The organism is Catellatospora methionotrophica, assembly GCF_011297335.1.
In the GTDB taxonomy this organism is placed as follows: Bacteria; Actinomycetota; Actinomycetes; order Mycobacteriales; family Micromonosporaceae; genus Catellatospora; species Catellatospora methionotrophica.
This window is the reverse complement of sequence record NZ_JAAOTJ010000009.1, coordinates 174602-201500: the sequence shown is the minus strand read 5'-3', so window position 1 is coordinate 201500 and position 26899 is coordinate 174602. Positions and strand designations below refer to the sequence as shown.

Annotated in this window: 23 protein-coding genes; 12 read left to right on the top strand and 11 right to left on the bottom strand. The window is 72.9% G+C overall.

Features of this window, described 5'->3' with window-relative positions:
- Positions 1 to 3 precede the first annotated feature (3 nt).
- The 6 genes from HAV40_RS21470 to HAV40_RS21445 all read right to left on the bottom strand — a co-directional run bounded on the left by HAV40_RS21470 (position 4) and on the right by HAV40_RS21445 (position 7787).
- Entirely contained in the window at positions 4 to 459 is a 456-nt protein-coding gene (locus tag HAV40_RS21470) for a hypothetical protein (RefSeq protein ID WP_203671515.1), read from the bottom strand.
- A 144-nt stretch (positions 460 to 603) separates the two neighbouring features.
- The gene (locus HAV40_RS21465) at positions 604 to 1263 is read right to left on the bottom strand and encodes an ABC transporter ATP-binding protein (RefSeq protein ID WP_166383987.1); all 660 of its coding nucleotides are present in this window, start codon (positions 1261 to 1263) and stop codon (positions 604 to 606) included.
- On the bottom strand, positions 1263 to 2207 hold the full coding sequence (locus tag HAV40_RS21460) for an ABC transporter ATP-binding protein (protein WP_166383985.1): 945 nt from the start codon (positions 2205 to 2207) through the stop codon (positions 1263 to 1265). Before HAV40_RS21460 ends, HAV40_RS21465 begins: the two co-directional genes overlap by 1 nt.
- Positions 2204 to 5296, bottom strand: coding sequence for an FtsX-like permease family protein (locus tag HAV40_RS21455; RefSeq protein WP_166383983.1), 3093 nt, complete (start codon positions 5294 to 5296; stop codon positions 2204 to 2206). Before HAV40_RS21455 ends, HAV40_RS21460 begins: the two co-directional genes overlap by 4 nt.
- 162 nt (positions 5297 to 5458) lie before the next feature.
- Positions 5459 to 6442, bottom strand: a complete 984-nt coding sequence (meaB, locus tag HAV40_RS21450) for a methylmalonyl Co-A mutase-associated GTPase MeaB (RefSeq protein WP_166383981.1) — start codon at positions 6440 to 6442, stop codon at positions 5459 to 5461.
- Positions 6443 to 6605: 163 nt separating this feature from the next.
- Complete coding sequence (locus HAV40_RS21445) at positions 6606 to 7787, bottom strand: acetyl-CoA C-acetyltransferase (RefSeq protein ID WP_166383979.1); 1182 nt, start codon at positions 7785 to 7787, stop codon at positions 6606 to 6608.
- Between the two features lie 65 nt (positions 7788 to 7852).
- On the opposite strand from HAV40_RS21445, the gene mce reads away from it, so the two are divergent.
- From mce to HAV40_RS21425, 4 genes are all read left to right on the top strand, one after another.
- Positions 7853 to 8332, top strand: a complete 480-nt coding sequence (gene mce / locus HAV40_RS21440; RefSeq protein WP_166383977.1) for a methylmalonyl-CoA epimerase — start codon at positions 7853 to 7855, stop codon at positions 8330 to 8332.
- 310 nt (positions 8333 to 8642) lie between these two features.
- Entirely contained in the window at positions 8643 to 9998 is a 1356-nt protein-coding gene (gene ccrA, locus HAV40_RS21435; protein WP_166383975.1) for a crotonyl-CoA carboxylase/reductase, read from the top strand.
- A gap of 193 nt (positions 9999 to 10191) precedes the next feature.
- Positions 10192 to 11421, top strand: a complete 1230-nt coding sequence (locus HAV40_RS21430) for a coiled-coil domain-containing protein (RefSeq protein WP_166383973.1) — start codon at positions 10192 to 10194, stop codon at positions 11419 to 11421.
- A 78-nt stretch (positions 11422 to 11499) separates the two neighbouring features.
- Positions 11500 to 12822, top strand: a complete 1323-nt coding sequence (locus HAV40_RS21425; protein ID WP_166383971.1) for a coiled-coil domain-containing protein — start codon at positions 11500 to 11502, stop codon at positions 12820 to 12822.
- A gap of 163 nt (positions 12823 to 12985) precedes the next feature.
- On the opposite strand, the gene HAV40_RS21420 is transcribed toward HAV40_RS21425, so the two are convergent.
- The 4 genes from HAV40_RS21420 to HAV40_RS21405 form a co-directional block, all read right to left on the bottom strand.
- Positions 12986 to 13765: an alpha/beta hydrolase gene (locus HAV40_RS21420; protein WP_166383969.1), complete on the bottom strand. Its 780-nt coding sequence runs from the start codon at positions 13763 to 13765 to the stop codon at positions 12986 to 12988.
- A gap of 66 nt (positions 13766 to 13831) precedes the next feature.
- Complete coding sequence (locus tag HAV40_RS21415) at positions 13832 to 14158, bottom strand: hypothetical protein (RefSeq protein ID WP_373313424.1); 327 nt, start codon at positions 14156 to 14158, stop codon at positions 13832 to 13834.
- 107 nt (positions 14159 to 14265) lie between these two features.
- Entirely contained in the window at positions 14266 to 16059 is a 1794-nt protein-coding gene (locus HAV40_RS21410) for a 3-hydroxyacyl-CoA dehydrogenase family protein (protein ID WP_409364978.1), read from the bottom strand.
- Between the two features lie 200 nt (positions 16060 to 16259).
- A complete protein-coding gene (locus HAV40_RS21405; RefSeq protein ID WP_166383967.1) occupies positions 16260 to 17159 on the bottom strand; it encodes an alpha/beta fold hydrolase in 900 nt (299 codons plus the stop codon).
- A gap of 183 nt (positions 17160 to 17342) precedes the next feature.
- Between HAV40_RS21405 and HAV40_RS21400 the strand changes: the two genes are divergently transcribed.
- From HAV40_RS21400 to HAV40_RS21390, 3 genes are all read left to right on the top strand, one after another.
- Positions 17343 to 18419: an RNA ligase (ATP) gene (locus HAV40_RS21400; RefSeq protein ID WP_166383965.1), complete on the top strand. Its 1077-nt coding sequence runs from the start codon at positions 17343 to 17345 to the stop codon at positions 18417 to 18419.
- 80 nt (positions 18420 to 18499) lie between these two features.
- Positions 18500 to 19183, top strand: a complete 684-nt coding sequence (locus HAV40_RS21395) for an SDR family NAD(P)-dependent oxidoreductase (protein WP_166383964.1) — start codon at positions 18500 to 18502, stop codon at positions 19181 to 19183.
- A 41-nt stretch (positions 19184 to 19224) separates the two neighbouring features.
- Positions 19225 to 20724 (top strand): aldehyde dehydrogenase family protein, encoded by a 1500-nt coding sequence (locus HAV40_RS21390; RefSeq protein WP_166383963.1) that lies wholly within the window; start codon positions 19225 to 19227, stop codon positions 20722 to 20724.
- Between the two features lie 97 nt (positions 20725 to 20821).
- Here the strand turns inward: HAV40_RS21390 and nucS are convergent, their stop codons facing one another.
- On the bottom strand, positions 20822 to 21481 hold the full coding sequence (gene nucS, locus HAV40_RS21385; protein WP_155371955.1) for an endonuclease NucS: 660 nt from the start codon (positions 21479 to 21481) through the stop codon (positions 20822 to 20824).
- A gap of 71 nt (positions 21482 to 21552) precedes the next feature.
- Here nucS and HAV40_RS21380 point away from each other — a divergent pair, with 71 nt between their 5' ends.
- The 5 genes from HAV40_RS21380 to HAV40_RS21360 are packed head-to-tail and all read left to right on the top strand — an operon-like array spanning position 21553 to position 26896.
- Positions 21553 to 22188 (top strand): DUF4126 domain-containing protein, encoded by a 636-nt coding sequence (locus tag HAV40_RS21380; protein WP_166383961.1) that lies wholly within the window; start codon positions 21553 to 21555, stop codon positions 22186 to 22188.
- A 60-nt stretch (positions 22189 to 22248) separates the two neighbouring features.
- Positions 22249 to 22509: a hypothetical protein gene (locus HAV40_RS21375; protein WP_166383959.1), complete on the top strand. Its 261-nt coding sequence runs from the start codon at positions 22249 to 22251 to the stop codon at positions 22507 to 22509.
- A 7-nt stretch (positions 22510 to 22516) separates the two neighbouring features.
- Positions 22517 to 23521, top strand: a complete 1005-nt coding sequence (locus tag HAV40_RS21370; RefSeq protein WP_166383957.1) for a hypothetical protein — start codon at positions 22517 to 22519, stop codon at positions 23519 to 23521.
- Positions 23514 to 26243, top strand: coding sequence for an FtsK/SpoIIIE domain-containing protein (locus tag HAV40_RS21365; RefSeq protein WP_239086449.1), 2730 nt, complete (start codon positions 23514 to 23516; stop codon positions 26241 to 26243). The genes HAV40_RS21370 and HAV40_RS21365 overlap by 8 nt, the downstream gene beginning before the upstream one ends.
- Positions 26240 to 26896: a hypothetical protein gene (locus tag HAV40_RS21360; RefSeq protein WP_166383955.1), complete on the top strand. Its 657-nt coding sequence runs from the start codon at positions 26240 to 26242 to the stop codon at positions 26894 to 26896. The genes HAV40_RS21365 and HAV40_RS21360 overlap by 4 nt, the downstream gene beginning before the upstream one ends.
- The last annotated feature ends 3 nt before the right edge of the window (positions 26897 to 26899 follow it).

Below are 26899 nucleotides of genomic sequence, written 5' to 3'. Positions count from 1 at the left end.
ATGTCAGCCGATCGATCTCGGATTGCGGGCGTGGTACTCCTCGCCCAGCCGCCGCACCGCCGCGTAGTCGCCGTCCGACAACGTCGTGGCGACCGGCTTCATCAGCCCGGTCACCACCACCAGCAGCGGCTTCTCCCTGCCGATCGCCGTGAAGTCGACCAGGCAGAAGAGCCGATAGTGGTGCCGCCCCCGACCTCCACCGGGCTTCGGCCCGTCCAGCCGCACCTCGTACCAGCCCGACATCGAGCCGTGCATCACCTCCCACAGGCCTCCCCCGGCAAAGCGGTGCGGCGGAGCCTTGGCCACCGCGACCAGCACGGCGAAGAACTTCGCGCGCACCGTCGGCGGGCAGGAACGCAGGAACACCTGCCCCGGTGCCGTCCGCCGCGCGTCGTCCGCCACATGACGACGGAAGTACACGACATCGTGAGGGTCATCGTGGTGCGGCGAGATCGGCACTTCATCAACTACCACAACAAGGCACCGTACCCCACCCTCCACATACGACACATCCCCGCCCACAACCTGCGACAACTCTTAAAGACTTGCGGCCTCCGAAGAACTCGGAGGCCGCAAGTCTTTAAGAGTTGCGGAAGAGGGGGGTCAGCGGGGCGCGGGGGTGGTGGCGTGGCCGTCGATGAGGTGGAGTTCGTCGTCGCAGGCGGCGGCGGCTTGGGGGTCGTGGGTGGTGAAGACGACGGCTGCGCCTCGGTCGGCTTCGGCGCGGAGGAGGGTCAGGACGGTTTGGCGGTTGGCGGCGTCCAGTTCGCTGGTCACCTCGTCGGCGAGCAGGACGGGGCCGCGTAGGGCGAGGCCGCGGGCGATGGCGGTGCGCTGCTGCTGGCCGCCGGACAGTTCCTCGACCAGTTGCTCGGCCTGGTTGGCGAGGCCTACGCGCTCCAGTGCCTCGGCGGTGAGGCGGCGCGCGTCTCCGGCCCGTACGCCCGCTGAGACCAGTGCGACGAGGATGTTCTCGGCGGCGGTCAGGGTCGGGGCGAGGCCGTTGTGCTGCGGGATCAGGATGATGCCCTGGGTGACGGCCTGGTCGCGGTCGCGCAGCGGGGCGCCGTCGAGGGTGACCTGGCCCTCGACCGGGCTCAGCAGTCCGGCCAGCGCCCACAGCAGCGTGGTCTTGCCCGCGCCGGACGCGCCGGTGACGGCCAGGATGCGGCCCGGCTGGGCGGCCACGGTGATGTCGCGCAGCACCGCCCGGTCCTTGCCGTACGCCATGGTGATCCGGTCGGCGAGCAGCATCCGGGTCATCAGGCCACCTCACGGCTGTAGTCGGGGACGATCTGCCCGCGCCGGTAGGCGGTCGCGTCGTCCTCGGGCTCGTACTCGTCGGCGGGCACCAGCTCGCTGCCGGGCTGGGCGGCGTGCGCGGGGGCCAGCACGACCGTGCCGTCGGGGCGCGGGTGCACGCGCAGCCGGGTGCCGGGCGGCAGCATGGCCAGCACGTCGGGGGGCAGGTGGACCGCGCCGTCCCGGCCGACGACGGCGAACTCCTCGCCGAGGCGGCCCTCGCCGCCGACCCGCCCGTCGCGGATGGTGACCTGGCGGCCCATGCCCGCGCCGACCTCGGGGTCGTGGGTGACCACGACGACGGTGGTGCCGTTGCGGCGCACCGACTCCAGGGCGGCGATGACCTCGTCGCGGGCGACGGAGTCGAGCTGGCTGGTCGGCTCGTCGGCCAGCAGCAGCCCCGGCTTGTGCGCCAGGGCCACGGCCAGGGCGAGGCGCTGCCGCTCGCCGGGGGTCAGCTCGTGCGGGCGCTGGCGCAGCCGTCCGCGTACGCCGAGCAGGCCGACCAGGGCCAGCACGTCGCGCGGGGCGGGCAGGTCGCCGACGCCGTGGGCGCGGGCGGCGCGCTGGGCGAAGCGCACGTTCTGCTCAGCGGTCAGGTACGGCAGCAGGTTGCGCTCGGCGCCCTGCAGCACGACGCCGACCTCGGTGGCGCGCATCCTGGCCAAGTCGGCCTCCGACGCCTTGGCCAGGTCGGTCTCGCCGACCGTGGCCCGCCCGGCGGCCGGGCGGATCAGCCCGGCCAGCAGGGAGAGCAGCGTGGACTTGCCGGAGCCGGACGGGCCCAGCAGGGCCACCGACTCGCCGGGTGCGATGTCCAGGTCCACCCCGCCGAGGGCGACGACGTCGTAGCCCTCGAGCCGGTAGATGTAGACCAGGCCGCGACAGGTAACCGTGCCGTTCACCGGCCGCCTCCTCGGATCAGTTCAGGGGTCGCCTGCTTGACCAGCCGGCCGCCGCGCAGCACCGCCACCACGAGCACCAGCAGCGCACCACCGATGGCCAGCGGCAGCGCGTCCAGGGCCAGGCCCGGCACCAGCGCGCCGAACACGTCCCCGGTCAGGTTCGGGGCTCCGGCCGTGCCGACGGTGACCAGCGGGATACCGGGCAGCATCAGGGCCGCGGCCCCGAGGCCGACCAGCAATCCGACGATCATCGGCAGGCCGATCAATGAGAACCGTTCCCGCCGCAGGCTGCGGCGCAGCACGTTGGGGCGTACGCCGGTGATGCGCAGCGCGGCCAGTTCGGCGCGGCGGTCACCGGCGCCGAGCCGGGTGCTGAGCATGAGCACGCCCAGCGCGAGCAGCGCCGCCGCGATACCGGCCAGCAGGTACAGCCGCAGGCCGAGCGCGGGTGCGCGGCGGCCGAGGCGGGCCAGCTCGTCCGGCACCGTCTCCGTGCGCAGCACGCGTACGCCCTGGCCGGCAAGCTTGGCGGCGAGGTCGGACGGGGCGTCTGCCGCGGCCCACACCTCGTAGCGCAGGTCGCTCGCGTCGGACAGGCCCTGCGTCACCGATGCCGCCCGGGTCGCCAGGTCCAGGTCGAACAGCAGGCCGCGCTCGCCGGCGCGGGGCAGCACGGCGGCCTTCTCCAGCACGCCGAACGACTGCGGGGCCTCGGCGAACGCGGGCAGGTCGAAGTGCTCCGGGTCGTCGCTGCTCGGCGCGGAACCAGCCAGCACCGCGGGCAGCTCCTCCGGGGTGTCCAGGTAGGAGACGAGCACGTCGCCCTGGTCGGCCGAGGTCACGCTGAGGCCGAGCTGCGGGCCGGGCGTGATCCGCACGGTCGCGTTGGGCGTACGGTCCCGCAGGAACCGCCACGCCGCCGTCGCGCCGAACCGCACCGGCAGCGGCTGCCCGCCCGAGCGCAGCTCGTCGACGCTCAGCTGGACCTGCACCGGCCCGGTCTCGCCGGTCACCCGGGCGACCGCGAGGCCGACCAGGCGGCACGGCACGGTCGCGCAGGCCGGGGCGGCGGCAGTGTAGCTGCGTACGCCCTCCTTCAGGCGGCCCAGCCAGACCACACTCGGCGGCTCGCCGGGCGAGGAGACCAGCGCGCCGATCCGGGCGGGGGTGTCACCGAGCACGCTCACCGACACCCGCGCGGTCAGCTGCCCGCCGACCTCGGCGACCTGGGGCACGTCGGCGCGCAGGCGTCCGGCCAGGGCGGACAGCTCGGCGGCGTCGTACCCGCGCCAGATGGCGACGGCGGGCAGCCGCTCCGACTGCACCCCGATCAGCTCGACCCGCTGGTTGTTGTAGAGCTCGTCGACGCGCACCACGGCCATCGACCGGTTCGTCGGGTCGGCCGAGGCGAGCGCCTTGACCAGTGCCTGCGGGTGCGCGGCGGAGACGGCGTAGACGGTCGGCGCGCCGACCGCGTCGTCGGCCCGCTCGGCGCGGGCGTCGGCCGCCACGTCCCACGCGGCGGCGGAGAAGGTCAGCAGCGCGACGGCGGCGGTGAGCACCGCGACGGTCCGGGCGGCGCCGGGACGGCGGGACAGCTGCGCGGCCGACAGCATGGCCGGTAGCCGCCCACGGCGGCGGGCCAGGCCGAGCCGCACCCGCGACCACAGGCTCAGCGTCCGGCCGGCCAGCACGCCCGCCACGATGGCGAGGGCGGCGGGCGCCAGCAGCGCCAGCGGGGCCGACCGGTCGCGCAGCGCCGCGGCCAGCGAGGCGATCGCCAGTGCCGCGGCGACGCCTTCGAGCACGCCCGCACGCCAGGTGCCGCGCTGCGGCACGCGCCGCAGCAGGCCCAGCACGCTGCGGCCCAGCGTGGCCCGCGCGGCCAGCCAGGCAGCGGCGCAGGCCAGCAGCAGGCCACCCGCGGCGGCGGCGAAAACCGGCCACCGGATCTCGACGTGTACGCCCTCCGCCAGCACCGAGCGTGCGGCCAGCTCGACCGCGCCCAGCCCGGCGGCCAGGCCGAGCGGAGCGCCGAGGGCGATCAGCAGCAGTGTCTCGCCGAGTCCGAAGCGGATCGTGCCGCCGCTGCCGTAGCCGCGCAGCCGGGCCAGCGCCAGCTCCGGGCCGCGCTCCTCGGTCAGCGCCGCGACCAGCAGCAGGAGCACCACGAACGCCAGCAGCACCAGCGGGACCGCGATGATGGGCACGGTCCGGGCGAGCGCGTCCTGGTCCTTGGCCGCGTCCTCGACGATCGACGGCAGCGCCGTCTCGACCTGCAGCTCGAAGCCGTTCAGCGCCAGGCCGAGGGTGCCCAGCTCACCGCGTAGCGCGGCGACGTCGTCCAGCCGCACCTGCCCGGGACGCAGTGGGTACGCCACCGACAGGGTCACCGGCACCGCGTCGCCCAGCCGTACGTCGTCCTCGGCACCGGTGAACACCGCGTCCAGCCGTGCCGCGCCCTCGCCGCCGGACTGCGCCTGCGCGAAGAAGCCGTTGTTGCCCCAGTAGGAGTCGTCGGGGGCGAGCGGGGTGTAGAGGCCGACGACCTCGTACGTCCGCGGTGCCGCCTCGCCCTGCGCCGGGCGTACCGACACCTTGTCGCCGACCTCGACGCCCGCCTCGGCCGCGGCCCGGTCGCTGAGCATCACCTGCTCGGCGTCGATGGCGCAGTCGCCGGTGATCCGCAGGTGCGTGCACGCGCCCTGGTGCCAGGCAAGCCGCGCGGCGTAGCGGGAGCCGCCGGCGGTCACCGACGTGTCCGTGCTGACCGTGCCGACCGGCCGGTCCAGCACCGCGGCCAGGTGCGGGGCCTTGGCGAGCGCGCCGTTGACGACCGACTGGGTGTCACCGACCGGCTGGTGCGCCGCCTCGGCGGTGTCAGCGCTGCCCTCGGCGGTCACCGTCACCGCTGCGGCGCTGGCCGGTGCGGCGCTGAGCGCGTCGGTCAGCACCGACTGCTGCGCGGCGCGGCCGTACGCCGGGGCGAGCACCGCCGCGGCGGTGGCGAAGGCCGCGAGCGACAGCACCACCAGCGATCGGCCGGAGCGGTGCCGGATGCCCCGCATCATGACGGACCAACCGGTCACCGTCGCCTCCACGCGTAAGAGCCCAATGTGCCCCGACACCTTAGCGATTGGTCAGTCCGCTCGTGAAGCCGCTTCGCCTATCGTTGCCAACCCGCGTCCTCGCAGCTCTCGGGGCGAATCCGCCCGCTCACGCAGCGTTAGCCGCCGCCCCTCGGCAGACGGTCAGACCAGGTCGTCCAGCAGCTGGGTGGCGGCCGCGTACGGGTCCAGCGACCCGGCGACGACCTTGTCGGCGAGCGCTGACAGGCCCTCGCCGGGCAGTTCGGCGAAGCGGGCGCGTAGCTGGCCCAGGGCCAGGGCCTCGATCTCGGCGGCGGCACGGCGGCGTCGTCGCACCGTCAGCTGCTCGGTGTCGACCAGCCAGGTCCGGTGCTCCTCGATCGCGTCGATGATGCCGTCGATGCCCTCAGCACGGGCCGCGACAGCTCTGACCACACGCGGCCGCCAGTCGCCGGGCCCGCGGTCGGACCCGCCGAGGGCGATCATGCCCTGGATGTCGCGGTGGGTGGCCTCCACGCCGTCGCGGTCGGCCTTGTTGATGACGAAGATGTCGGCGATCTCCAGGATGCCCGCCTTGACGGCCTGGATGGCATCGCCCATCCCGGGCGCGAGCAGCACCAGCGTCGTATCGGCCAGCGAAGCGATCTCCACCTCGGCCTGCCCGACGCCCACGGTCTCCACCAGCACCACGTCGAAGCCGACCCCGGCCAGCACCCGCACCGCCGCCGGAGTCGCCGCCGACAGCCCGCCGAGGTGCCCCCGGCTGGACATGGACCGGATATATACGCCCGGATCGGTGGCATGGTCCTGCATCCGAATCCGGTCCCCGAGGATCGCGCCCCCCGTGTACGGACTCGACGGGTCGATCGCCAGCACCGCGACCCGCTTACCCGCCGCCCGGTACGCCCGCACCAGCTCGTTCGTGGTGGTCGACTTCCCCACCCCCGGCGACCCGGTCAACCCCACGACCAGCGCGTCCCCCGCCGTGGGCGCCAGCATCGCCGCGATCTCCGCCAGCGCCGCAGCCCCCGACTCCACATAAGTGATCAGCCGGGCCACCGCCCTGGCCTCCCCCTGCCGCGCCCCCGCCACGAGTTCGCCCACCGACCGCTGCGACAAAGGCGACGGCACTCTCGACTCGCTCATCACATCAACCAATCACAGACAGCGGGGCAGGTCAGCAAGTGCGGCAACTCTTAAAGAGTCGCGGCCTCCGGTGGCCCGGAATGCCGCGACTCTTTAAGAGTTGCGCCAGGGGGTGCGGCGCGGAGCGCCGGGGGTGGGCGGCGCGCCGGAGGCGCGGGGGTGGTTAGGGGGTGACTTTGAGGATCAGGGCGTCGCCCTGGCCGCCGCCGCCGCAGAGGGCGGCCGCGCCGATGCCGCCGCCGCGGCGCTTGAGTTCGAGGGCGAGGGTGAGGGCGAGGCGGGCGCCCGACATGCCGATGGGGTGGCCCAGGGCGATCGCGCCGCCGTTGACGTTCACGATCTCGGGGTCGATGCCCAGCTCGCGGGTGGACTGGATGCCGACCGCGGCGAACGCCTCGTTGATCTCGACCAGGTCCAGGTCGGCCGTGGTCAGGCCGTCCTTGGCGAGGGCCTGCTTGATGGCGTTGGCGGGCTGGGCGTGCAGCGAGTTGTCGGGGCCCGCCACGTTGCCGTGCGCGCCGATCTCGGCGAGCCAGGTCAGGCCGAGCTCCTGCGCCTTCTCCTTGCGCATGACCACGACCGCGGCCGCGCCGTCGGAGATCGGCGAGGAGGACCCGGCGGTGATGGTGCCGTCCTTGGCGAACGCCGGGCGCAGCTTGCCCAGGGTGTCCGCGGTGGTGTCGGGGCGTACGCCCTCGTCCTCGCTGACCACGATCGGGTCGCCCTTGCGGGCGGGGATGGTGACCGGGGCGATCTCCTCGGCGAAGCGGCCGTCCTTGATCGCGGCGGCGGCGCGCTGGTGCGACGCGGCGGCGAAGGCGTCCTGCTCGGCGCGGCTGATCTCGTAGCGGCCGTTGTGGCGCTCGGTCGACTCGCCCATCGAGCACTGGTCCCAGGCGTCGGACAGGCCGTCGTGGGCCATGTGGTCCTTGACGACGACGTCGCCGTACTTGTAGCCGGTGCGCTGCCCGATCAGCAGGTGCGGGGCGTTGGTCATGGACTCCATGCCGCCGGCCACCACGATGTCGAACTCGCCCGCGCGGATGAGCTGGTCGGCCAGTGCGATCGCGTCGAGGCCGGACAGGCAGACCTTGTTGACGGTCAGCGCGGGCACGCTCATCGGCACCCCGGCGCCGACGGCGGCCTGGCGGGCGGTGATCTGGCCGCCACCGGCCTGCAGCACCTGACCCATGATCACGTACTGCACCTGGTCGGGGGAGACCCCGGCGCGCTCCAGGGCGGCCTTGATGGCGACCGACCCGAGCTGCGTGGCCGACAGGTCCTTCAGGTTGCCGAGCAGGCGGCCCATCGGGGTGCGCGCTCCGCTCACGATCACAGAAGTCATGGTGTACCCCTCCGAGTGGCCTGGTTCACGTATCGCCTTAACGATGGTTCGGTCAGACTAACCGCATGACCGATCCCGCATCCCTGTCGACCTCATCACAGAGCACTCCGTCACAGCTCGTGGGGCTACTGCGCATCGACCACGTGGGCATCGCGGTGCCGGATCTCGACGCCGCCATCGCCTTCTACGAAGGTACGTTCGGGATGACCTGCGTGCACACCGAGACCAACGACGAGCAGGGCGTACGCGAGGCGATGCTGCAGGTCGGGCCGAGTCCCGACGGCGGAGCCGTGCAGCTGCTCGCGCCCCTGCGCCCGGACTCCCCCATCGGCAGGTTCCTCGACCGCAACGGCCCCGGCATCCAGCAGATGGCGTACACCGTCGCCGACGTCGACGCGACCTGCGCGGCCCTGCGCGAGCGCGGCGTACGCCTGCTCTACGACACCCCCAAGCGCGGCACCGCGGGTTCGCGGATCAACTTCGTGCACCCGAAGGACGCGGGCGGCGTGCTGGTGGAGCTGGTCGAACCCGGCCACGGCCACTGATCCGACCCACGCCGACGCGCATGATCGCCGTTTGAGGTCGGGACCTCTGGCTCAACCGCAGTTTCTGACCCGAAACGGCGATCATCGCCGCGATGGCTGAATGATCGTTAAGTCGGGCGTGGAGTTTTTCACACACCCGTTCCCGCGAAAGCTACCGACCAGTAACGTCCGGCTCACCTGAAGCGCACATGTGTGCCCGACCACATGGCGACCCGCAGGAGGGCCCGCCAAGGATGGCCCGCAGACCCGGAACTACCGCCCGCAGCGCGAGCGCGGGACGCCGCAGTTCCCTCACCACGGAGGTGGCGCCGTGCAAGACATCCTCGACGTGATCATGGAAGCCGAGACGGCGGCCGACCCGGCCGCCGTGCTGCGGGGCCTGGCCGCCGTGCCGGTCCCGGCCGCATACCAGGGCATGGTGGTACGCGAGGACGAGACCGCGATGTTCGACGGGCTGGCCACTCGCGACAAAGACCCTCGTAAGGCGCTCCACCTGCAGGAAGTGCCCACACCGGAGCTGGGGCCCGGCGAGGCGCTGATCGCGGTGATGGCCAGTGCGGTCAACTACAACACGGTGTGGACGTCCATTTTCGAGCCGATGTCGACGTTCGGGTTCCTGAAGCGATACGGACGGTTGTCGGCGTTGACCAAGCGCCATGATCTGCCGTACCACGTGGTGGGTTCGGACGCGGCGGGAGTGGTGCTGCGCACCGGCCCCGGGGTGACGAAATGGCAGGCCGGGGACCAGATCGTGGCGCACTGCCTCAACGTCGAACTGGAGGACGCGGCCGGGCACGACGACACCATGCTCGACCCGCAGCAGCGCATCTGGGGCTTCGAGACCAACTTCGGCGGGCTGGCCCAGCTGGCGATCGTCAAGTCCAACCAGCTCATGCCCAAGCCCGCCCACCTGACCTGGGAGGAGGCGGCAAGCCCGGGGCTGGTCAACTCCACCGCCTACCGGCAGCTGGTGTCGCACCACGGCGCGAACATGAAGCAGGGCGACGTGGTGCTGATCTGGGGCGCGAGCGGCGGCCTCGGCTCGTACGCCACGCAGATGGCGCTCAACGGCGGCGCGATCCCGGTGTGCGTGGTGTCCTCTCCGGAGAAGGCCGAGATCTGCCGCCGCATGGGCGCGGACCTGGTCATCGACCGCGCCGCGGAGGGCTACCGGTTCTGGTCCGATGAGCACACCCAGGACCCGGCCGAGTGGAAGCGGTTCGGGGCCCGCATCCGCGAGCTGACCGGCGGCGACGACCCCGACATCGTGTTCGAGCACCCGGGCCGGGAGACCTTCGGCGCCAGCGTGTACGTCGCCAAGAAGGGCGGCACGATCGTCACCTGCGCCTCGACCAGCGGCTACGAGCACCAGTACGACAACCGCTACCTGTGGATGTCGCTGAAGCGGATCGTGGGCAGCCACTTCGCCAACTATCGCGAGGCATGGGAGGCCAACCGCCTGGTCGACCTGGGCCGGATCCACCCGACGCTGTCGAAGACCTTCACCATGGAGCAGACCGGGCAGGCCGCCTACGAGGTGCACCGCAACGCGCACCAGGGCAAGGTGGGCGTGCTGTGCCTGGCCCCCGCAGAAGGTCTGGGCGTACGCGATCAGGACAAGCGGGCCCGCCATCTGCCCGCCATCAACCGCTTCCGCGGGGTGTGACACTTCGCTCACAGCAAGTGAGGACACGGATGGCGGAGGTGCGACAGCGCACTTCCGTCATCCGTCATTTCCGGCAATACTGACTATTGGCTTGCGGTATGGATCTTCCATCCGCAAACCGGCCCACATCCGAGGGGCGAAAGTCCCCGCACGCCCTTGCGCGACACCCGGGGTCATCTGCGAGTATGTGCCAATGTCCCAGCCTCCCTCCTCCGTCGCGTTCTTCGAGGGCGCGAATACCCAACAAGACTTCACAGTCGTCCTGCGCGGTTTCGATCGCGAGCAGGTAAACGCGTTTGTCGGCCGCCTGAACGCACAGCTTGCCCAGTCGGAGCAGGCGCGCGGGGAGGCCGAGCAGCGCATGAACGACGCCCAGCGTCGTCTGCGCCAGGCTGAGCAGCGGCTCAACTCGGTCGAGCAGAAGCTCACCGACACGAGCAAGCAGCTGGAAGAGAACAGCCGTCCCACCCTGTCCGGCCTCGGCACCCGCGTGGAGCAGATCCTGCGCCTCGCCGAGGAGCAGGCCAACGACCACCGCGGCGAGTCCAAGCGCGAGTCCGAGGGCATCCTGTCCGCGGCCCGCCTCGAGGCCCGCGAGATCACCGACAAGGCGCGTGCCGAGGCCGCCGCCATGAAGGCGACCGCCGAGCGCGAGGCCGGCAACCTGCGCACCGCCGCCGAGCGTGAAGCCGCCGAGGTGCGGGTGCAGGCCCGCCGCGAGGCCGACACCCTGCGCGCCGACGCCGACCGCGAGACCAAGCAGCTGCGCACCGCCACCTCGCACGAGGTGGCCGAGCTCAAGGCCACCGTCGAGCGCGAGGTCGCGACGCTGCGCGCCACGGCCGAGCGGGAGATCACCCAGCTGCGCGCGAAGGCCGCCCGCGAGGCGGAGGAGAAGCGCGCCGAGGCTTCCAAGATGCTGGCCGACGCCCGCGACAAGCGCGACAAGGACCTGCAGGCCCTGCAGCTCGAGCTGGCCGAGCGCCGGGAGAAGTCCGAGCGCGAGGAGTCGCAGCGCCACTCGTCCGCCGTCGCCGCCACGCAGAAGCTGGTCGGCGAGGCCGAGGAGCGGGCCCGTGCCGCCGAGGACCGGGCCAAGGAGATCGAGCAGCGTGCCGAGGCGCGCCGGGTCGAGTCCGAGCGCACCGCCACCGAGACGACCGAGAAGGCCCGCGTCGCCGCGGAGAAGAACGTCAACGAGGCCAAGGCCGAGGCGCACCGCCTGGTCACCGAGGCCCGCAACGAGGCCGAGCTCACCACGACGGCCGCGCGTCGCGAGGTCGACGACCTCACCCGCCAGAAGAACGCGGTCACCGCGCAGCTCGGCCAGATGCTGTCCGGCCTGGCCGGCATCGTCCCCGGCGTCGGCAACCCCGCCCCGGCGCAGGCCGAGGAGAAGCCGAAGGCCGAAAAGGCCGAATAACGAGCCGAACCACATCTGATCACGCCGCGCCCGGCACCTGTCGGGCGCGGCGTGACCTTTTATGTGAAGATGGACCGCATGTCGCACGGCGGAGACCTGTTCGCGCTCGGTGAGGGCGTTTCCTCGGAACCCAGCTTCGATACCTCCCTCAAGGGCTTCGACAAGAAGCAGGTGAACCGCTACGTCGTCCAGGTCGAGTCCGAATTGGCGACTCTGGCCGCCGAACGGGACCAGGCCATCTCGCAGTTGCAGGCCCTGGCCGGGCAGGTGCAGCAGCTCCAGCTGGAGCTGGCCGACGCCGCCCGCCGCGCCGTGCCGTCCCGGGTCTCCTTCCGGCACCTGGGCGCGCGCGTGGAGCAGATCCTCTCCCTCGCCGAGGACCAGGCCGACGACCTGCGCAGCAGCGCCGCCCAGGAGATCGCCGACCAGCGCGGCGAGGCCGAGCGCCTGCTCGCCGACGCCCGCGAGCGTGCCGCGACCGCGTCCCGCGACTTCGACCTCGCCCTGGCCTCCCGCCGCGCCGAGGAGCGCAAGGCCGAGGAGCGCCACCGCACCGACCTGACCGAGGAGACCCAGCGCCTGCGCGCCGAGGCCCGCGAACTGCTCGCGCACGCCCAGCTCGAAGCGCAGGGCATGCGCACCGCCGCCGCGCAGGAGGCCGCCTCCCGGCGCATCCAGGCCGACAAGGAGATCGCGGCCGCCCGCGCCGCGGCCGACAAGCACGCCGCCGACAGCCGCGCCCAGGCCGAGCAGCAGCTCGCGGCCGCCGCCGCGGAAGCCGAGCAGCGGGTCGCCACGGCCACCACGGAGGGCGAGCAGAGACTCGCCGCCGCGACCGCCGCCGCCGCGCAGAAGCTGGCCGAGGTGGAGACCCAGGCGACGCAGCGCACCGACCGGGCCGAGCAGGAGGTGGCGCTCGCCCGCGGGCGGGCCGCCGCCGAGCAGGCCGCCGCCGACAACGCCAAGCAGCAGTACGAGGACGGCCAGACCCGCCTGGTGGCGATGCGGGCCGACGTCACCCAGGTCGAACACCGCCTGGCCGAGCTGAAGCAGCAGTTGCACGTCGAGCTGGAGCGCCTGGCCAAGGCTCAGCGCGAGGCCGAGGAGGCCGAGCGCCGCCGCGCCGAGGCGTCCCGTCCCGCCGACCCGGTTCCCGGCGACGAGCCGACCCAGGTCGTGACCCTGCCCGCCCCGGCACAGCCCGCGGTCCAGCCGCCCGCTCCGCCGAAGGCTCCCGAGTCGGCCGCCCCGTCGACCCCCGCCTCACCGACGCCGCCGCAGGCCGTCCAGCAGCAGCCGACCACGACTCAGGCTGGGGACGAGCCCACCATCATGCTGGCCGGCAACGAGCCCACCATCAGCCTCGACGGCCGCAGCGACGCCGGAGCCCCCAACCGCTGACCATCACCCGTCCACGCCTTGCGCAAACGCGCCCCGATTTCGATAGACGTTGGCCTATCTGGATGAAAAAACGTTGATCGTACTCATCCAGATAGGCCAACGTCTATCAGCGAGGGGTGCGGCAGCCCACGCGGAGCGCCGGGGCGGTGCGGTGCGGTGCGGGTCAGCGGGGTTTGTCGGCGAAGGCGGCTACGGTGCGGTCGGCGTACGCGCTGGCGTCGCCGTACTCCATGGGGCCTGGCCAGTCTTTGGGGAGTGGCACCTCGACCGCGGGGGCGACGCGGCGGACGATCTCGTCCAGCACCGTCTCGGCGTCGCCGACCCACAGGTGCTTCGCGCCGGGCACGCCCACGACCTCGGCGTGCGGGATGGCGGCGAAACGCTCGGCAGCCTCGGCGGGGCGCAGGTAGTCGTCGTGCTCGGGCACCAGCGCCGTCACCGGGCGGCCGGACTCGGCCCACACGGCCAGGTCTTCGGGCTTGCTGAAGCGCAGCGGCGGGGACAGCAGGATCGCGCCGGAGACCGCCGGGTCGCAGCCGTACCTGAGGGCCAGGTCGGTGCCGAAGGACCAGCCGACCAGCCAGCGGTTCGGCAGCTCGTGGAACTCGGCGTACTCGATGGCGGCGGCGACGTCGAAGCGCTCCCCCACGGCGTGGTCGAAGGCGCCCTCGCTGGTGCCGCGCACGCTGGAGGTGCCGCGGGTGTTGAAGCGCAGCACGGCGATCCCGGCCAGCGCGGGCAGCCGCCAGGCGGCCTTGCGGTAGACGTGGCTGTCCATCATGCCGCCGTGTGTCGGCAGCGGGTGCAGGCAGATCAGGGTGGCGACCGGGTCGCGGTCGGCGGGCAGCGCCAGCTCCCCGACCAGCTTCAACCCGTCGGCGGTATGCAGTTCGATGTCCTGGCGCCGGGCGGGCAGGATCGAGTTGGCACGGATCGCGGTCACGCCTACAGTCTGCCCGCGCGGCGGCCCGCCACACCCCCGGACGTCACGGTGATCACACCGGGGCCGTCAGCCGTAACGGGGCGCGTTGCGGGACCGTTCGACGTTGGGTTTGCGCTGGTGACGACTCCCCCAGCAGCTGCTGTGCCAGTGCCTGCGGTCGCCCGCGTCACCCCAGCCCTGCGACGGCCACGCGACCACGTGCGGCACGCCCGGCCGGATCTCCTGGTGGCACCCGGGGCACTTGTAGGTCTTGTCGGACCGCTCACCACTCAGATGCCGGACGGTGAACTCCCCGTCGGGATCGTCATGGACGTACTCCACCCCGCGTCGCGACATGGCTTCGTCAAGATCGCGCTCCGGGCGATCCTTCTTGTTGTTACGACGCGGACTCATGTCCCCAAGATACGGCGGCGTGCGCCGTATCTCAACGATCTTGCGCGGACTGTTGGGCATATGCCCGATTAGGGCGTGTCTCCCGACAACCCGCGCAAGATGCCGGATCAGCGGTGGGTGTGGTCGCGGAAGCCGCGGCCGGTTTTGCGGCCGAGGTAGCCGGCGGTGACCAGGTGTTCCAGGAGGGGGGCCGGGGAGAAGCCGGGTTCGCGGAGTTCGAGGTAGAGCTCGCGCTGGATGGCGAGGGAGACGTCGAGGCCGACGACGTCGAGGAGTTCGAACGGGCCCATGGGGTAGCCGCAGCCGAGCTTCATGGCGGCGTCGATGTCGTCGGCGGTGGCGTAGCTGGCCTCCAGCATCTTCACCGCGTCGTTCAGGTACGGGAACAGCAGCGCGTTGACGATGAAGCCCGCGCGGTCGGCGCAGTCGACGGCGGTCTTGCCGAGGCTGGAGACGACCGCGTCGGCCGTGGCCAGGGTCGCGGCGCTGGTACGGATGGTCGCGACGACCTCGATCAGCGGCATGACCTGGGCGGGGTTGAAGAAGTGCAGGCCGACCACGTCCGCGGGGCGGTGGGTGGCCATGGCGCACTCGACGACCGGCAGGCTGGAGGTGGTCGTGGCCAGTACGGTGCCCGGCTTGCAGATCTCGTCGAGGCTCGCGAACAGTGCCTTCTTGACGGTCAGCTCCTCGACGACGGCCTCGACGACCATGTCCACGTCGGCCAGGTGGTCCAGATTGGTGGACCAGGTGATCCGGCCGATGGCCGCGTCGCGCTCGGCCTCGGTGAGCTTGCCGCGCACCACGGCCTTGTTCAGCGAGACCTTGACGCTCTCGCAGACCTTCGCGGACTTCTCCGCGCCACGGGTCACGCTCAGCACCTCGTACCCCGCCTTGGCGAAGACCTCGATGATGCCGGTGGCCATGGTGCCCGAGCCGACGATGCCGACCGTGCCGATCGGCCGCGCGGCGGCCTCGTGCGCGCCCGTGGCCGGGGTCAGCTCGTCGGCGACGACGACCGGCGAACCCTGCTTGGTGTACGTGTAGAAGCCGCGCCCGGTCTTGCGGCCGAGCAGGCCCGCGGTGACCATCTGCTTGAGCAGCGGAGCCGGGGCGTGCCGCCGGTCGCGGCCGCCGCGGCGGTACATCGTGTCGAGGATCTCGTACGCCGTGTCCAGGCCGATCAGGTCCATCAGCGCGAGCGGGCCCATCGGCAGGCCGCAGCCCTGCTTCATGGCCACGTCGATGTCCTCGCGGGTGGCGTAGTGGTTCTCGAACATCGTCACGGCGTGGTTCAGGTAGCCGAACAGCAGGGCGTTGGCGATGAACCCGGCCCGGTCACTGATGGTCACGTCGGTCTTGCCGAGGCGGGCGCACAGCGCCTCCACGTCGGCGACGACCTCCGGCGCGGTCACCACGGTACGGATGATCTCGACCAGCTTCATGACCGGCGCGGGGTTGAAGAAGTGCACGCCGATGACCTGGTGGGGCCGGTGGGTGGCCACCGAGATCTCGGTGACCGACAGCGAGCTGGTGTTGGTGGCCAGGATGGCGTGTGGCGGGCAGACCTTGTCCAGCTCGGCGAAGATCGCCTGCTTGAGGTCCAGGTGCTCGGGCACGGCCTCGATCACGAAGTCGACGCTGTGCAGCGCGGCCAGCCCGACCTGGAAGTCGACCCGGGCGTGCAGCGCGTCGCGGTCCTGCGCCGACAGCTTGCCCTTGGCCACCGCGCGGTCGGTCGAGCCGCTGAGGTTGGCCCGGCCCCGTTCCAGCGCGCCCTCGCTGATCTCGACGGCCACGACGTCCAGGCCGTTGCGCGCGAATACCTCGACGATGCCGGCGCCCATGGTGCCGAGGCCGACCACGCCCACCGTGTTGATCTCGCGAGCCACAGTGCCCATCCCATCTCCCAAACGATCGCTAAGGCTACTCGGGAGTCTCCCACGGGCCCCGCGTTCCCACATCGTGTGCCGAAAGTGAACATAGCCACTCGCGAACAAGGCGAAGGAAGGGCACCTTCCACAACGCTCCGCGTTGTGGAAGGTGCCCTTGTCAACGCCCGCCGCGCGGGGCCGCCGCCTCGGCTTGCCTGCGTCGCAGGTCAACGGGGGGCGGGGTCGCCTGTTCGGACGGCGGCGGCCACGGCCGACGCACCCTCGCGGCCCAGGGTGATCGTGTAGTGGTTCACATCCGGCACGTCGTGCTCCGTCACGCCCGGCAGCCACTCGCCCGCCCGGCCCGGGGTGTAGAGCGGGGCGTCCGGGTCGTCGAACATGCCGCGCGGGGCCCGCAGGAACACCGCAGGCCTCGGCAGCGGCGCGGGCGTGGCGCCCGGCAGCGCGTACAGGTCCTGGCCGTCGCGGACCGCGGCCTCCATACGGCAGGCGGCCCGCAACAGCGGCTGCTCGCCGACCAGGTCGTAGTCGAGATACGCGTCGGCCCCGTCCGGCCACGGGTCGAAGGACGGGTGCTGCCGCCACAGCGCCAGGTAGCTCTCCCGGTCCGGGAAGGTCATCGACAGCCTGGCGAAGACGGCTCCCACGGTCGTGGCGATCGCCTCTTCGAGGGCGGCCGGGCCCGCTGCCGCGTCGACGCCCGGCGGCAGCGGCAGCGGGGCTCCGCCGTCGACCAGGATGAGCCGTTCGACCAGGTCCGGGAAGCGGCGCGCGGTCTCGGCGGCCACGAAGCCGCCCATCGAGTGGCCGATCAGGGCCACCGGACCGTCGGCGTACGCCCGGACGACCGCGGCGATGTCGGCGGCGTGCTCGGCCATGCCGTACGGGCCGGGCAGGTCGCGGCTGCCGCCGCGCCCGCGCAGGTCCACCGCCACCACCCGGTGGTCGCGGCCGAGCTCGGGCCCGATCAGCGTCCAGGCCAGATGCGACGAGGTGATCCCGTGCACCGCGACGAGCACCGGCCCGTCCTCGCCCCACACACCCACCCGCAGCTCGCCGCCGCGCACGGGCACGCTGTCCATCCGATACGCCACCTGGTCGCCCATTGCCGCTCCCTCCCACGCCGTGCGCGGGATGCTGCCACACCGCACCCGCCCCGGCAGTGGGGTCCGCCCACACAATCCGCGGCGCGCACCCGTCGGGAACGGCGGCTTCGGCCACGCACCGTGCCGTGCGCGCCGGCAGGAATGCGGTTGCCGGGGACAGGCGGGGCGGTGAGGATCATTCGCATGTCGACACTCAAGGTCATCGTTGAACGGCTGGTGATCCACCCGCATCCCAACGCCGACGCGCTCGAACTCGCGGAGGTCGGACGGCTGCGCGCGGTGGTCGCCAAGGGCGCGTTCCGGACCGGGGACCACGCCGTGTACCTGCCCGAGGGCTCCGTGCTGCCGGAGCCGCTGATCGCCGAACTCGGCCTCACCGGACGGCTGTCAGGGGCGAGCAAGGACCGCATCACCGCGGTACGCCTGCGCGGCGAGCTGTCCCAGGGCATCGTCTGCCTGCCCAAGGCGCTGGCCGACGTCGACCTGGCAGGGGCCGCCGCGGCGGGCACGGACTTCGCGGAACTGCTCGGCGTCGTCAAGTGGACGCCGCCGGTGCCGGTGCACCTGGCCGGGGACATGGTGCCTGCGGCCGACCTGCTGCCCTGGCTGGAGGTGGAGAACATCCGCCGCTTCCCCGACCTGTTCACGGCCGGCGAGCCGGTGATCGCCACGGAGAAGATCCACGGCTCGGCGACGCTGATGACGCTGGTCGCGGCCACCGGCGAGGTGTACGCGTCCTCGAAGGGCTTCGGCAAGCAGCGCCTGGCGATCAAGGAGGCCGACGGCAACCTGTACTGGCGGGCGATCCGTGCCTACGGGCTGCCCGCGTTCGCCACGGCGGTCGCCGGAGCGTTCGACACGGCACGGGTGGGCGTGTTCGGCGAGGTGTACGGCAGGGGAGTGCAGGACCTGCCGTACGGCGCCAACGCCGGGGTGCGTCCCGGCTACGCGGTGTTCGACGTGTGCGTGGACGACGGCGAGGGCGTGCGCTGGCTGACGCTGGACGAGTACGCGCCGCTCGCCGCGGAGCACGGGGTGCCGCTGGTGCCGGTGCTGTACCGGGGCGCGTACGACGAGGGGGCGCTGACCGCGCTGGCCGACGGGGTCGAGACGGTGTCCGGTACGGGCGCGAACCTGCGCGAGGGCCTGGTCGTGCGCGCGGCCCCCGAGCGCTACAGCCCGGTGACCGGTGGCCGGGCCATCGGCAAGCTGGTCTCCCCCGCCTACCTGACCCGCCGGGGCGGCACCGAGTACGAGTGATCCATCCGGCGGTCCGGGCATCCGTGGCCCGGGCCGCCGGTCGCGTAGGTGGCGGCGGGCCGACGCACTAGCCTGTGAAAGTGCGTTATGTCGTGATCACAGGCGTGTCCCGCGGGCTGGGTGAGGCCCTGCTGAACCAGTTCGAGACCGACGAGGGCACCACGGTGCTGGCACTGGGCCGCAGCTTCACCGACGCGCAGCGCATCGCCGCCGGCAAGCGGCTGATCCTGCGCCACTGCGAGCTGGCCGAGCCGTCGACCCTGCCGCACGCCGCGGAGCTGGGCGAGCTGATCGCCGACGCCGACGAGGTGGTGCTGATCCACAACGCGGCGGTGGTCGCGCCGATCGGGCCGATCGGCGACCTCGATCCCGACGAGGTCGCCAACGCGGTCGCGGTGAACCTGACGGCCCCGATGCTGCTGACCAACTCGCTGCTGGCCGCCCTGCCCGCGACGGCCCGCGCCGTGATCATGTTCGTCTCCTCGAACGCGGCGCACGGCATCATCGACGGCTGGTCGGCGTACTCGGCGACCAAGCGCGGGGCGGAGGAGTTCTTCAGGCACCTGGCCGAGCAGTGCGCCGACGATGCCCGGATCCGGGTGGAGGTCCTCAACCCGGGCGTGATGGACACCGGCATGCAGGAGACGATCCGGGCGGCCCGGTTCGCCGGACAGCAGCGCTTCCTCGACCTGTTCGAGAACGACGAGCTGCCCGACCCGGCCGCGGTCGCGGCAAGGCTGATCGAGGAGCACCTCCATGCGTGAGGATCTTTCGGATTACTGACGGGTAGGCCTAGACTGCGCGCGTGACCACCACCTCATCCCTGCCGCCCGGCGCGAGTGTCGTCGAGGCCGGCGAGCTGATCTCGACGAATCCCGCCACCGGTGACGTGGTGGCCCGCCTGCCCGTCGCGACCGCCGCGGACGTGGCCGCCGCCGTCGAGCGCGCCCGCGCGGCCGCCGCGTGGTGGGCCGGGCTGGGCTGGCGCGAGCGCCGCCGGCGGCTGCTGGCCTGGCGCAGCCTGCTGGTCACCCGCATGCAGGAACTGGCCGAGCTGATGCACCGCGAGGGCGGCAAGCCGGTCGACGAGGCGCTGCTGGAGATCGTCGTCTCGGTCGACCACGCCGCCTGGGCCGCCAAGCACGCCCGCAAGGTGCTCGGCCCGCGCCGAGTCGGCGGCTCGTTGATGCAGTCCGAGTACGCCGCGCACCTGGAGTACCAGCCGTTCGGCGTCATCGGCGTGCTCGGCCCGTGGAACTTCCCGATCTTCACCCCGTTCGGCTCCATCGCGTACGGGCTGGCGGCGGGCAACGCCGTGGTGTTCAAGCCCAGCGAGTACACCCCCGCGGTCGGCCAGTTCTACGTGGACGCGTTCAACGAGGTAGTGCCGGAGCACCCTGTGCTGCAGATCGTGCACGGCACCGGTGAGACCGGCGCGGCGCTGTGCCGCTCGGGCGTGGACAAGCTCGCCTTCACCGGCTCCGCGGCGACCGGCCGCAAGGTGATGGCCGCCTGCGCCGAGACGCTGACCCCGGTGCTCATCGAGTGCGGCGGCAAGGACGCGCTGATCGTGGCCGACGACGCCGACCTCGACGCGGCCGCCGAGGCCACGGCCTGGGGCGCCAACTTCAACGCCGGGCAGGCCTGCGTCGGCATCGAGCGGGCGTACGTGCACGAGCGGGTGTACGACGCGTTCGTCGCCAAGCTGGTCGCGCGTACCGAGAAGCTGACGGTCGGCGAGCAGGTCGGCCCGATCACCATGCCCGGCCAGCGCGACATCATCGCCCGGCACATCGGCGACGCCCTGAGCAGCGGCGGCCGCGCCCTGCTCGGCGGCCCGGACTCGGTGCAGGGCGCGTACGTCAAGCCGACGATCCTCGTCGACGTGCCGGAGTCGTCCGCCGCCGTGCGCGAGGAGACGTTCGGGCCGACCATCACGGTCACCAAGGTCGCCTCGGTCGAGGAGGCGATCACGCTGGCCAACGACTCCGCGTACGGGCTGGGCTCGGCGGTGTTCTCCAAGCGCCACGGCATGGCCATCGCGCGGCGGCTGCGTACCGGCATGACCGCCGTGAACTCGGCGTTCTCGTTCGCGGTGCTGCCCACGCTGCCGTTCGGCGGGGTCGGCGCGTCGGGCTTCGGCCGTATCCACGGCGCGGACGGCCTGCGCGAGTTCACCCGCGCCAAGGCCATCGCGCGCCGCCGCCTGCCAAGCCTGCCCGCCCTGCTCACCTTCGACCGCACGCCCGCGGCCGTCCGCATAGCTCTGGCCGTGACCAGACTCCTCCACGGCCGCGACCGCTGACCCGCCGTCCACGCTGATGATCGTCCGACTTGCCGGGCACCTGTGCGAATCATGACCGCACTTTCGCCCACCTGCCTGGCAAGTCGGACGACCATGTTCAGAAGAGGGTGAGTTCGTCCTTCTTGGTGCCGCGCAGGCGGTCGTAGTCGACGACGACGCAGCGGATGCCACGGTCCTCGGCGAGCACGCGCGCCTGCGGCTTGATCTCCTGGGCGGCGAAGATGCCCGCGACCGGGGCCAGCAGCGGATCCCGGTTGAGCAGTTCGAGGTAGCGGGTGAGCTGCTCGACGCCGTCGATCTCGCCACGGCGCTTGATCTCCACCGCGACGTGGGCCTTGGCGGCGTCGCGGCAGAGCAGGTCCACCGGGCCGATGGCGGTCATGTACTCGCGGCGGACCAGGGTGTAGCCCTCGCCGAAGGTGTGCGGGGCGGCTGCCAGCAACTCCTGGAGGTGGGCTTCGACGCCGTCCTTCTGCAGGCCGGGGTCGGGGCCGAAGACGTGCGAGGTGTCCTCGAAGACCTCTTCGAGGGCGATGCGCAGTTCCTCACCGGCCTTGTTGACCACGCGCCACACGCCGGGCTCCTCGACCAGCTTGCAGGGTGGGCTCATCCAGTTGAGCGGCTTGTATGCCCGGTCGTCGGCGTGGATCGAGACCGAACCGTCCGCCTTCACGATGAGCAGGCGTTTGGCGGAGGGGAGATGGGATGACAGCCGTCCGACATAGTCGACGGTGCACCGGGCGATGACGAGACGCACCGAAACAGCCTAAGGGACGCGAATAAGCCGCAGCGTTCGCATCGGTTGCGCGTGCGGGGCATGCTGGGATCGTGCTCGAACTTCTCACTGGTACGGGACTGGCCACCGCGGCGGGGCTCAATGCGTACATCCCGCTGATGGTGATCGGCCTGCTCGACCGGTACACGAATCTGATCAATCTGCCGTCGGCCTGGTCCTGGCTCGGCAACGGCTGGGTGCTGATGATCCTGGCGGTGCTGCTGGCGATCGAGTTCGTCGCCGACAAGGTGCCGGTGGTGGACAGCGTCAACGACGTGGTGCAGACCGTGGTCCGGCCGACGGCCGGCGGCATGGCCTTCGCGGCGGGTTCGGGCTCCGAGACGGTCACGGTCACCGACCCGTCGGCCCTGTGGACGCAGAAGCTGTGGATACCGATCGCCATCGGCCTGCTCATCGCGCTCACCGTGCACGGCACCAAGGCGGCCGCCCGGCCGGTGATGAACGCGGCTTCGTTCGGCGTGGCGGCTCCGGTCGTGTCGACCGTGGAGGACGGTGCGAGCATCGGCCTGGCCGTGGTGGCGATCGTCATGCCGTTCCTGGTGATCATCTTTGTCTTCGTGTTTTTCTGGTGGATGTTGACCGTTTCGCGCAGGCGTCGGCGGCGGCGCGAGCAGCGTGCGCTGTCGGAAAATGCACAACGGCCTACAGGCGTGGCGAAACGGCTGTAAAGGGTCCAAAACGTCATACTCTCGCGGAGGAAATCCATCCCGATCCCCCGTGGAGGTCTCGTGGCCAGCGTCGCCGAGGTCAAAGCCGCCATCGATGCCGCCATGCTGCACGTGCAGGAAGGCCAGGACGCGGTCCGCTCCGCCAACGACCGGCTCGGCGAGGCCCAGCTCAGCCTCGCCACCGCCGTCGAGGGGTCCGGGCACGAGGCCGTGACCTCGGCGCAGGCGGCGCTCGCCCAGGCCGCCGCCGAACTCGAGGAGTGCCTCACCGCGACGCTGCACGCGGTGGAGCAGGCCGAGTCGTACGTCGCGACGCTGTGAGCCTCCGATGAGCCTTGTGCAAGATCTCGCCGACCAGCTGCGCGTCGCCCGCGAGGAGCTGCCCCTGCCGCAGGTCTCCGCCGCCGCCGAGCGCCTGCGCAGCGCCACCGGCCTGCTGGCCTGGGTGCTGCACCACAGCGCGACCCCGATCAGCGTGCCCGACCTGAGCCGCGCCGTCGAGCGCCTGGACCACGCCGCCGCCGCGCTGCGCGTCGCCCAGGACCGGCTCGACGAGTACGCGCTGGCACTGGGCATGCCCGCCGACGCCCACGCCCGCCACGACGAGGGCTGGCAGACCGCCGTGCCCGCGCAGGCCCCGCGCGGCGAGGCCACCGGCTCCGGCGACTGCCGGCTGGCCGACTGGTGGGGCGAGCGCATCGCCGCGCTGACCGGCGAGTCCTTCTCCGCCTCCACGCTCACCGGGGACCGGGCCGACGCCGCACAGTCCAGCGCGGAGCTGCTGCGCCGCTGCGTACAGGCGGCCCACGACGGCGACCGCAGGCGGCTGCACCGGCACCTGACCGCGGCGGGACCCGCCGTCGGGCTGGGCCTGGCCGCGATCGCCCCACCGCTGCTGCGCCACCTCGCCACCGACCTCGTCGGCTACCCGCCCCGGCTGGAGGACCTGGCCCGGGTGCGCCGGGCAGCCCTGCCGCTGCCCGCGGAGCTGCTGCCGCAGCTGCCCGCCGACGCGACCGCGGAGATCGTGGCGCGGGTCTGCCACGTCGCGCCCCAGCGCACCCCCGACCGCGCGCCCACCCACCCGGTGGACGCCGCCACCGCCGCCGCGCTGCTGGTCGCCGCGCTGCTGCGGGCCAACGGCCGGGCCGCCGACGAACTGAACGAGATCATCGACGCCGAACGTGCCGTCGCCGGTGCCGCGCAGCAGCGGGCCACCCAGCGGGCCGAGGCCCACCGGGCCGCGCTGCGCATCACCGACAGCGGCCGCCGCCGCTCCGCCGTAGACGAGCTGGGCCGCCAGCCCACGGCACGCCGCCGCAGCGGTGGCTGAGCAGGACGCCGCGACTGCGCCGACCAGCCGAGGCATCGTCGCGGCGGTACGCAGGGAACTGGCCGCGGCCCGGCACGCCGCCCGCGCCTCGCTGGCCGCCACCGTGGCCGCCCGGACCGCCGCACTCGCGCAGCTCGACGCCGTACGGCGCTCGGCACCGGTCCGGCGCGACGAACTGCTGTCCACGCGGGACACCGCGCTGGCCGAGGCGCGGGCCCGCCGCGAGCGGGAGACCGTGAAACTGGGCCGGGGCCTGCTCACGCTCGCCGAGGCGGCGGCGCCGGGCACCGCGGGCAGCCCGTGGGCGTCATGGCGACCCGGTATGCGGCCGGAGCCGCAGGCCGGGCTGACCCCGGGGCTGCTGCGCATCGGCTGGCTGGTGCAGGAGCCCGCCCCGGACGCACCCGTCCCGGCCCTGGTGCCGCTGCTGGACACCGCGCACCTGAGCGTGTCCGGCGACGGCACGGCGGCGGTGGACGCCCTGATCGGGGCGATGCTGCTGCGCGCGCTGGCGTCGGTGCCGCCGGGTTCGCTGCGGATCAGCGTGTACGACCCGGGCCGTCTCGGCGGCGCACTGGCCGGGCTCGCCCCGCTGGCCCCGGCCGGGCTGATCTCCTACCTCGGGCCGGGCGGGCTCGCCCCGCTGCTCGACGACCTCGCCGAGCAGATCCGGCGCATCAACGAGAACGTGCTCGGCGGGGTCTACCTGAGCGTGGCCGAACTGGCCGCCGAGACCGGCCGCCGCCCGGAGCCGTGGCGGGTGGCGGTGCTGCTGGCCGACCCCAACGGCACGGACCTGTCCAAGGCGGAGCGCGCCCAGCTCGACCGGGTCGCCCGGACCGGGGTCGCGGCCGGCGTACACCTGATCAGCCGGGGTTTCGGCCTCGCCCCCGACGCCGACGTCGAGACGATCGCGCTGCGCGCGGGCGGCACCGCCCGGACCAGCCTGACCGGCGAGATCCCGGTGCGCCTGGACGCCCCGCCCGGCGCGGCCCTGGTCACCGGCGTCTGCCGCGCGCTGGCCGAGCAGGCCACCGCCGGGCCGCCGCCGGTGCCGTTCGCGGCGCTGCTGCCCGACGAGATCTGGCAGCAGTCCTCGGCCGAGGCGCTGCGCGCGCCCATCGGCGAGGGCACCGACGGGCGGCTGGTGGAACTGGTGCTCGGCGACGACCCGCCGCACGCGCTGATCGGCGGCCCGTCCGGCTCGGGCAAGACGAACCTGATCTACTGCTGGCTGGCCGCGCTGGCCACCCGCTACTCCCCCGGCGAGCTGTCGCTGTACCTGCTGGACTTCAAGGAGGGCGTGTCCTTCGCGCGCTTCGCCCCCGGCACCCGCGATCCGAGCTGGCTGCCGCAGGTGCGGCTGGTCGGCGTCAACGTCAACAGCGACCGGGAGTTCGGCCTGGCGCTGCTGCGGCACCTGGCCGAGGAGCTCAAGCGCCGGGCCGCCGCCGCCAAGCAGCACGAGGCGACCAAGCTCGCCGAGCTGCGGGCCGAGGACCCGGCCGGGGACTGGCCGCGCATCGTGGCCGTCATCGACGAGTTCCAGGTGCTGCTGGGCGCCCGCGACGCGGTGACCAGCGAGGCCGTCGACCTGCTGGAGGACCTGGCCCGCCGGGGCCGCTCCCAGGGCATCCATCTCGTACTGGCCAGCCAGGACGTGTCCGGCATCGAGGCGCTGTGGGGCCGCTCGGGCCTGGTCTCGCAGTTCACGCTGCGCATCGCGCTGCCCAAGGCGCGGCGCATCCTGTCCGACGTGAACCTGGCCGCCGAGCTGATCCCGCGCTGCCACGCCGTGGTCAACGCCGACTCGGGTGTGCCCTCGGCCAACACCATCGTGCGCCTGCCCGACGCGGGCGACCGCGCGACCTGGCTCGGGCTGCAGGAGCAGCTGTGGGCGGCACGGCCCGAGGGGGCAGAGCCGCCGCGGCTGTTCGACGGCGACTCCCGTCCGCTGTTCCCGCTGCTGCCGCCCCCGCCCGCGCCGGAGCTGCCCGCCGCGATCGGCGCGGTGGCGCTGCTCGGCGAGACCATCGACGTGACGGGCCGCCCGGCCACGCTGCGTCTCAACCGCGCCCCCGGCCGCAACCTCGCCGTGCTCGGCACCCGCGCCGACGAGGCCTGCGCGGTGCTGCTGGCCGCCGGGCACGCCCTGGGCAGCCAGCACACGGCAGGCTCGGCCCGGTTCAGCGTGCTGTGCCTGGACTCCGACGCGACCACCGCCGCCAAGTCGCTGCACGCGGTGCTCGACGCCCGCCACCGCTGCGACTGGTACGACGCCGACGGCGTGACCGGTCTGCTGGCCGAACTGGCCGGGAGCACCGGCGAGGGGCACGACGACGCCACGGCGTCCCCCCACTACGTGTTCGCGTTCGCCCTGGACGCCGTGGCCGCCCGCCTGGCCGCCAAGCCCGGACCGGGCCTGCCCAGCGGCCACGAACTGCTGCGCACCGTGCTGACGCGGGGCCCGGAACGGCGTACCCACCTGCTCGGGTGGTGGCGGACCGTCGCCCGGCTGCGCGACGATCTGGGCGGCCCCGGGGCCCGCTTCGACGCGATCGGGGCGTGGGTGGCCCTGGACGTACACGGGCCGGAGCTGTCTGCCCTGTATCCGCAGCCCGGCGGCCCGGCCTGGTATCCGAGGCTCAACCGCGCCCTGCACTTCGACCGCGCGGTACACCAGCGGGCGCAGATCATCATCCCGTACGAGGTGGCCCCGTGACCTCTCCCCCGACGGTCCGCTACCGCGCGATGATCGCCGATCTGGTCGCCGCGTCCCGGCGGCACGAGTCGGCGCTGACCGCGGCCGTGCAGTCCCACGCGGACGGCATCGCCACCATCGAGCACGACCTCGCCGCGGCCGACGACGCCGTGGTCGCGGCGAGCGCCCGGATGGCGCACGCGCAGCGCCTCGTCGCGCAGACCGACCTCGCGGCGGGCGCGCTGTGGGACGAACTGAAGGAGGTACGCGGCCGCCGTGGCCGCCGCCTGGGGCCCGTGCCGCCCCCGCTGCCGCTGCCCGAGCAGCCCGCCGCCGCGAACACCGACCCGATCGCGCTGCTGGAGACCGCCGCCGCCCGCATCGACCGGGCCCGCCGGGGCGGCGAGAAGCTGCCCCCGCTGATCCTGCCGCTGCTGTTCGCCCTGGGCGCGGCCTGCGCCGCGGTGGTCACCCTGCTCGCGGCCTTCCTCCAGGCCCAGGGCCCGGTCGGGCTGCTCGCAGGCTGGCTGGTCCTGCTCGGCGCACCGCTGTCCGGCCTGCTCCCCGCCGACGACCTGGCCGACCGCTGGTTCGGCGCCCGCCTGGACGCCGGTGCCATCGCCCTGACCATCCTGGCCGGCATGCTCGCCACCACCGCCCTGACCCTGGCCTGACCG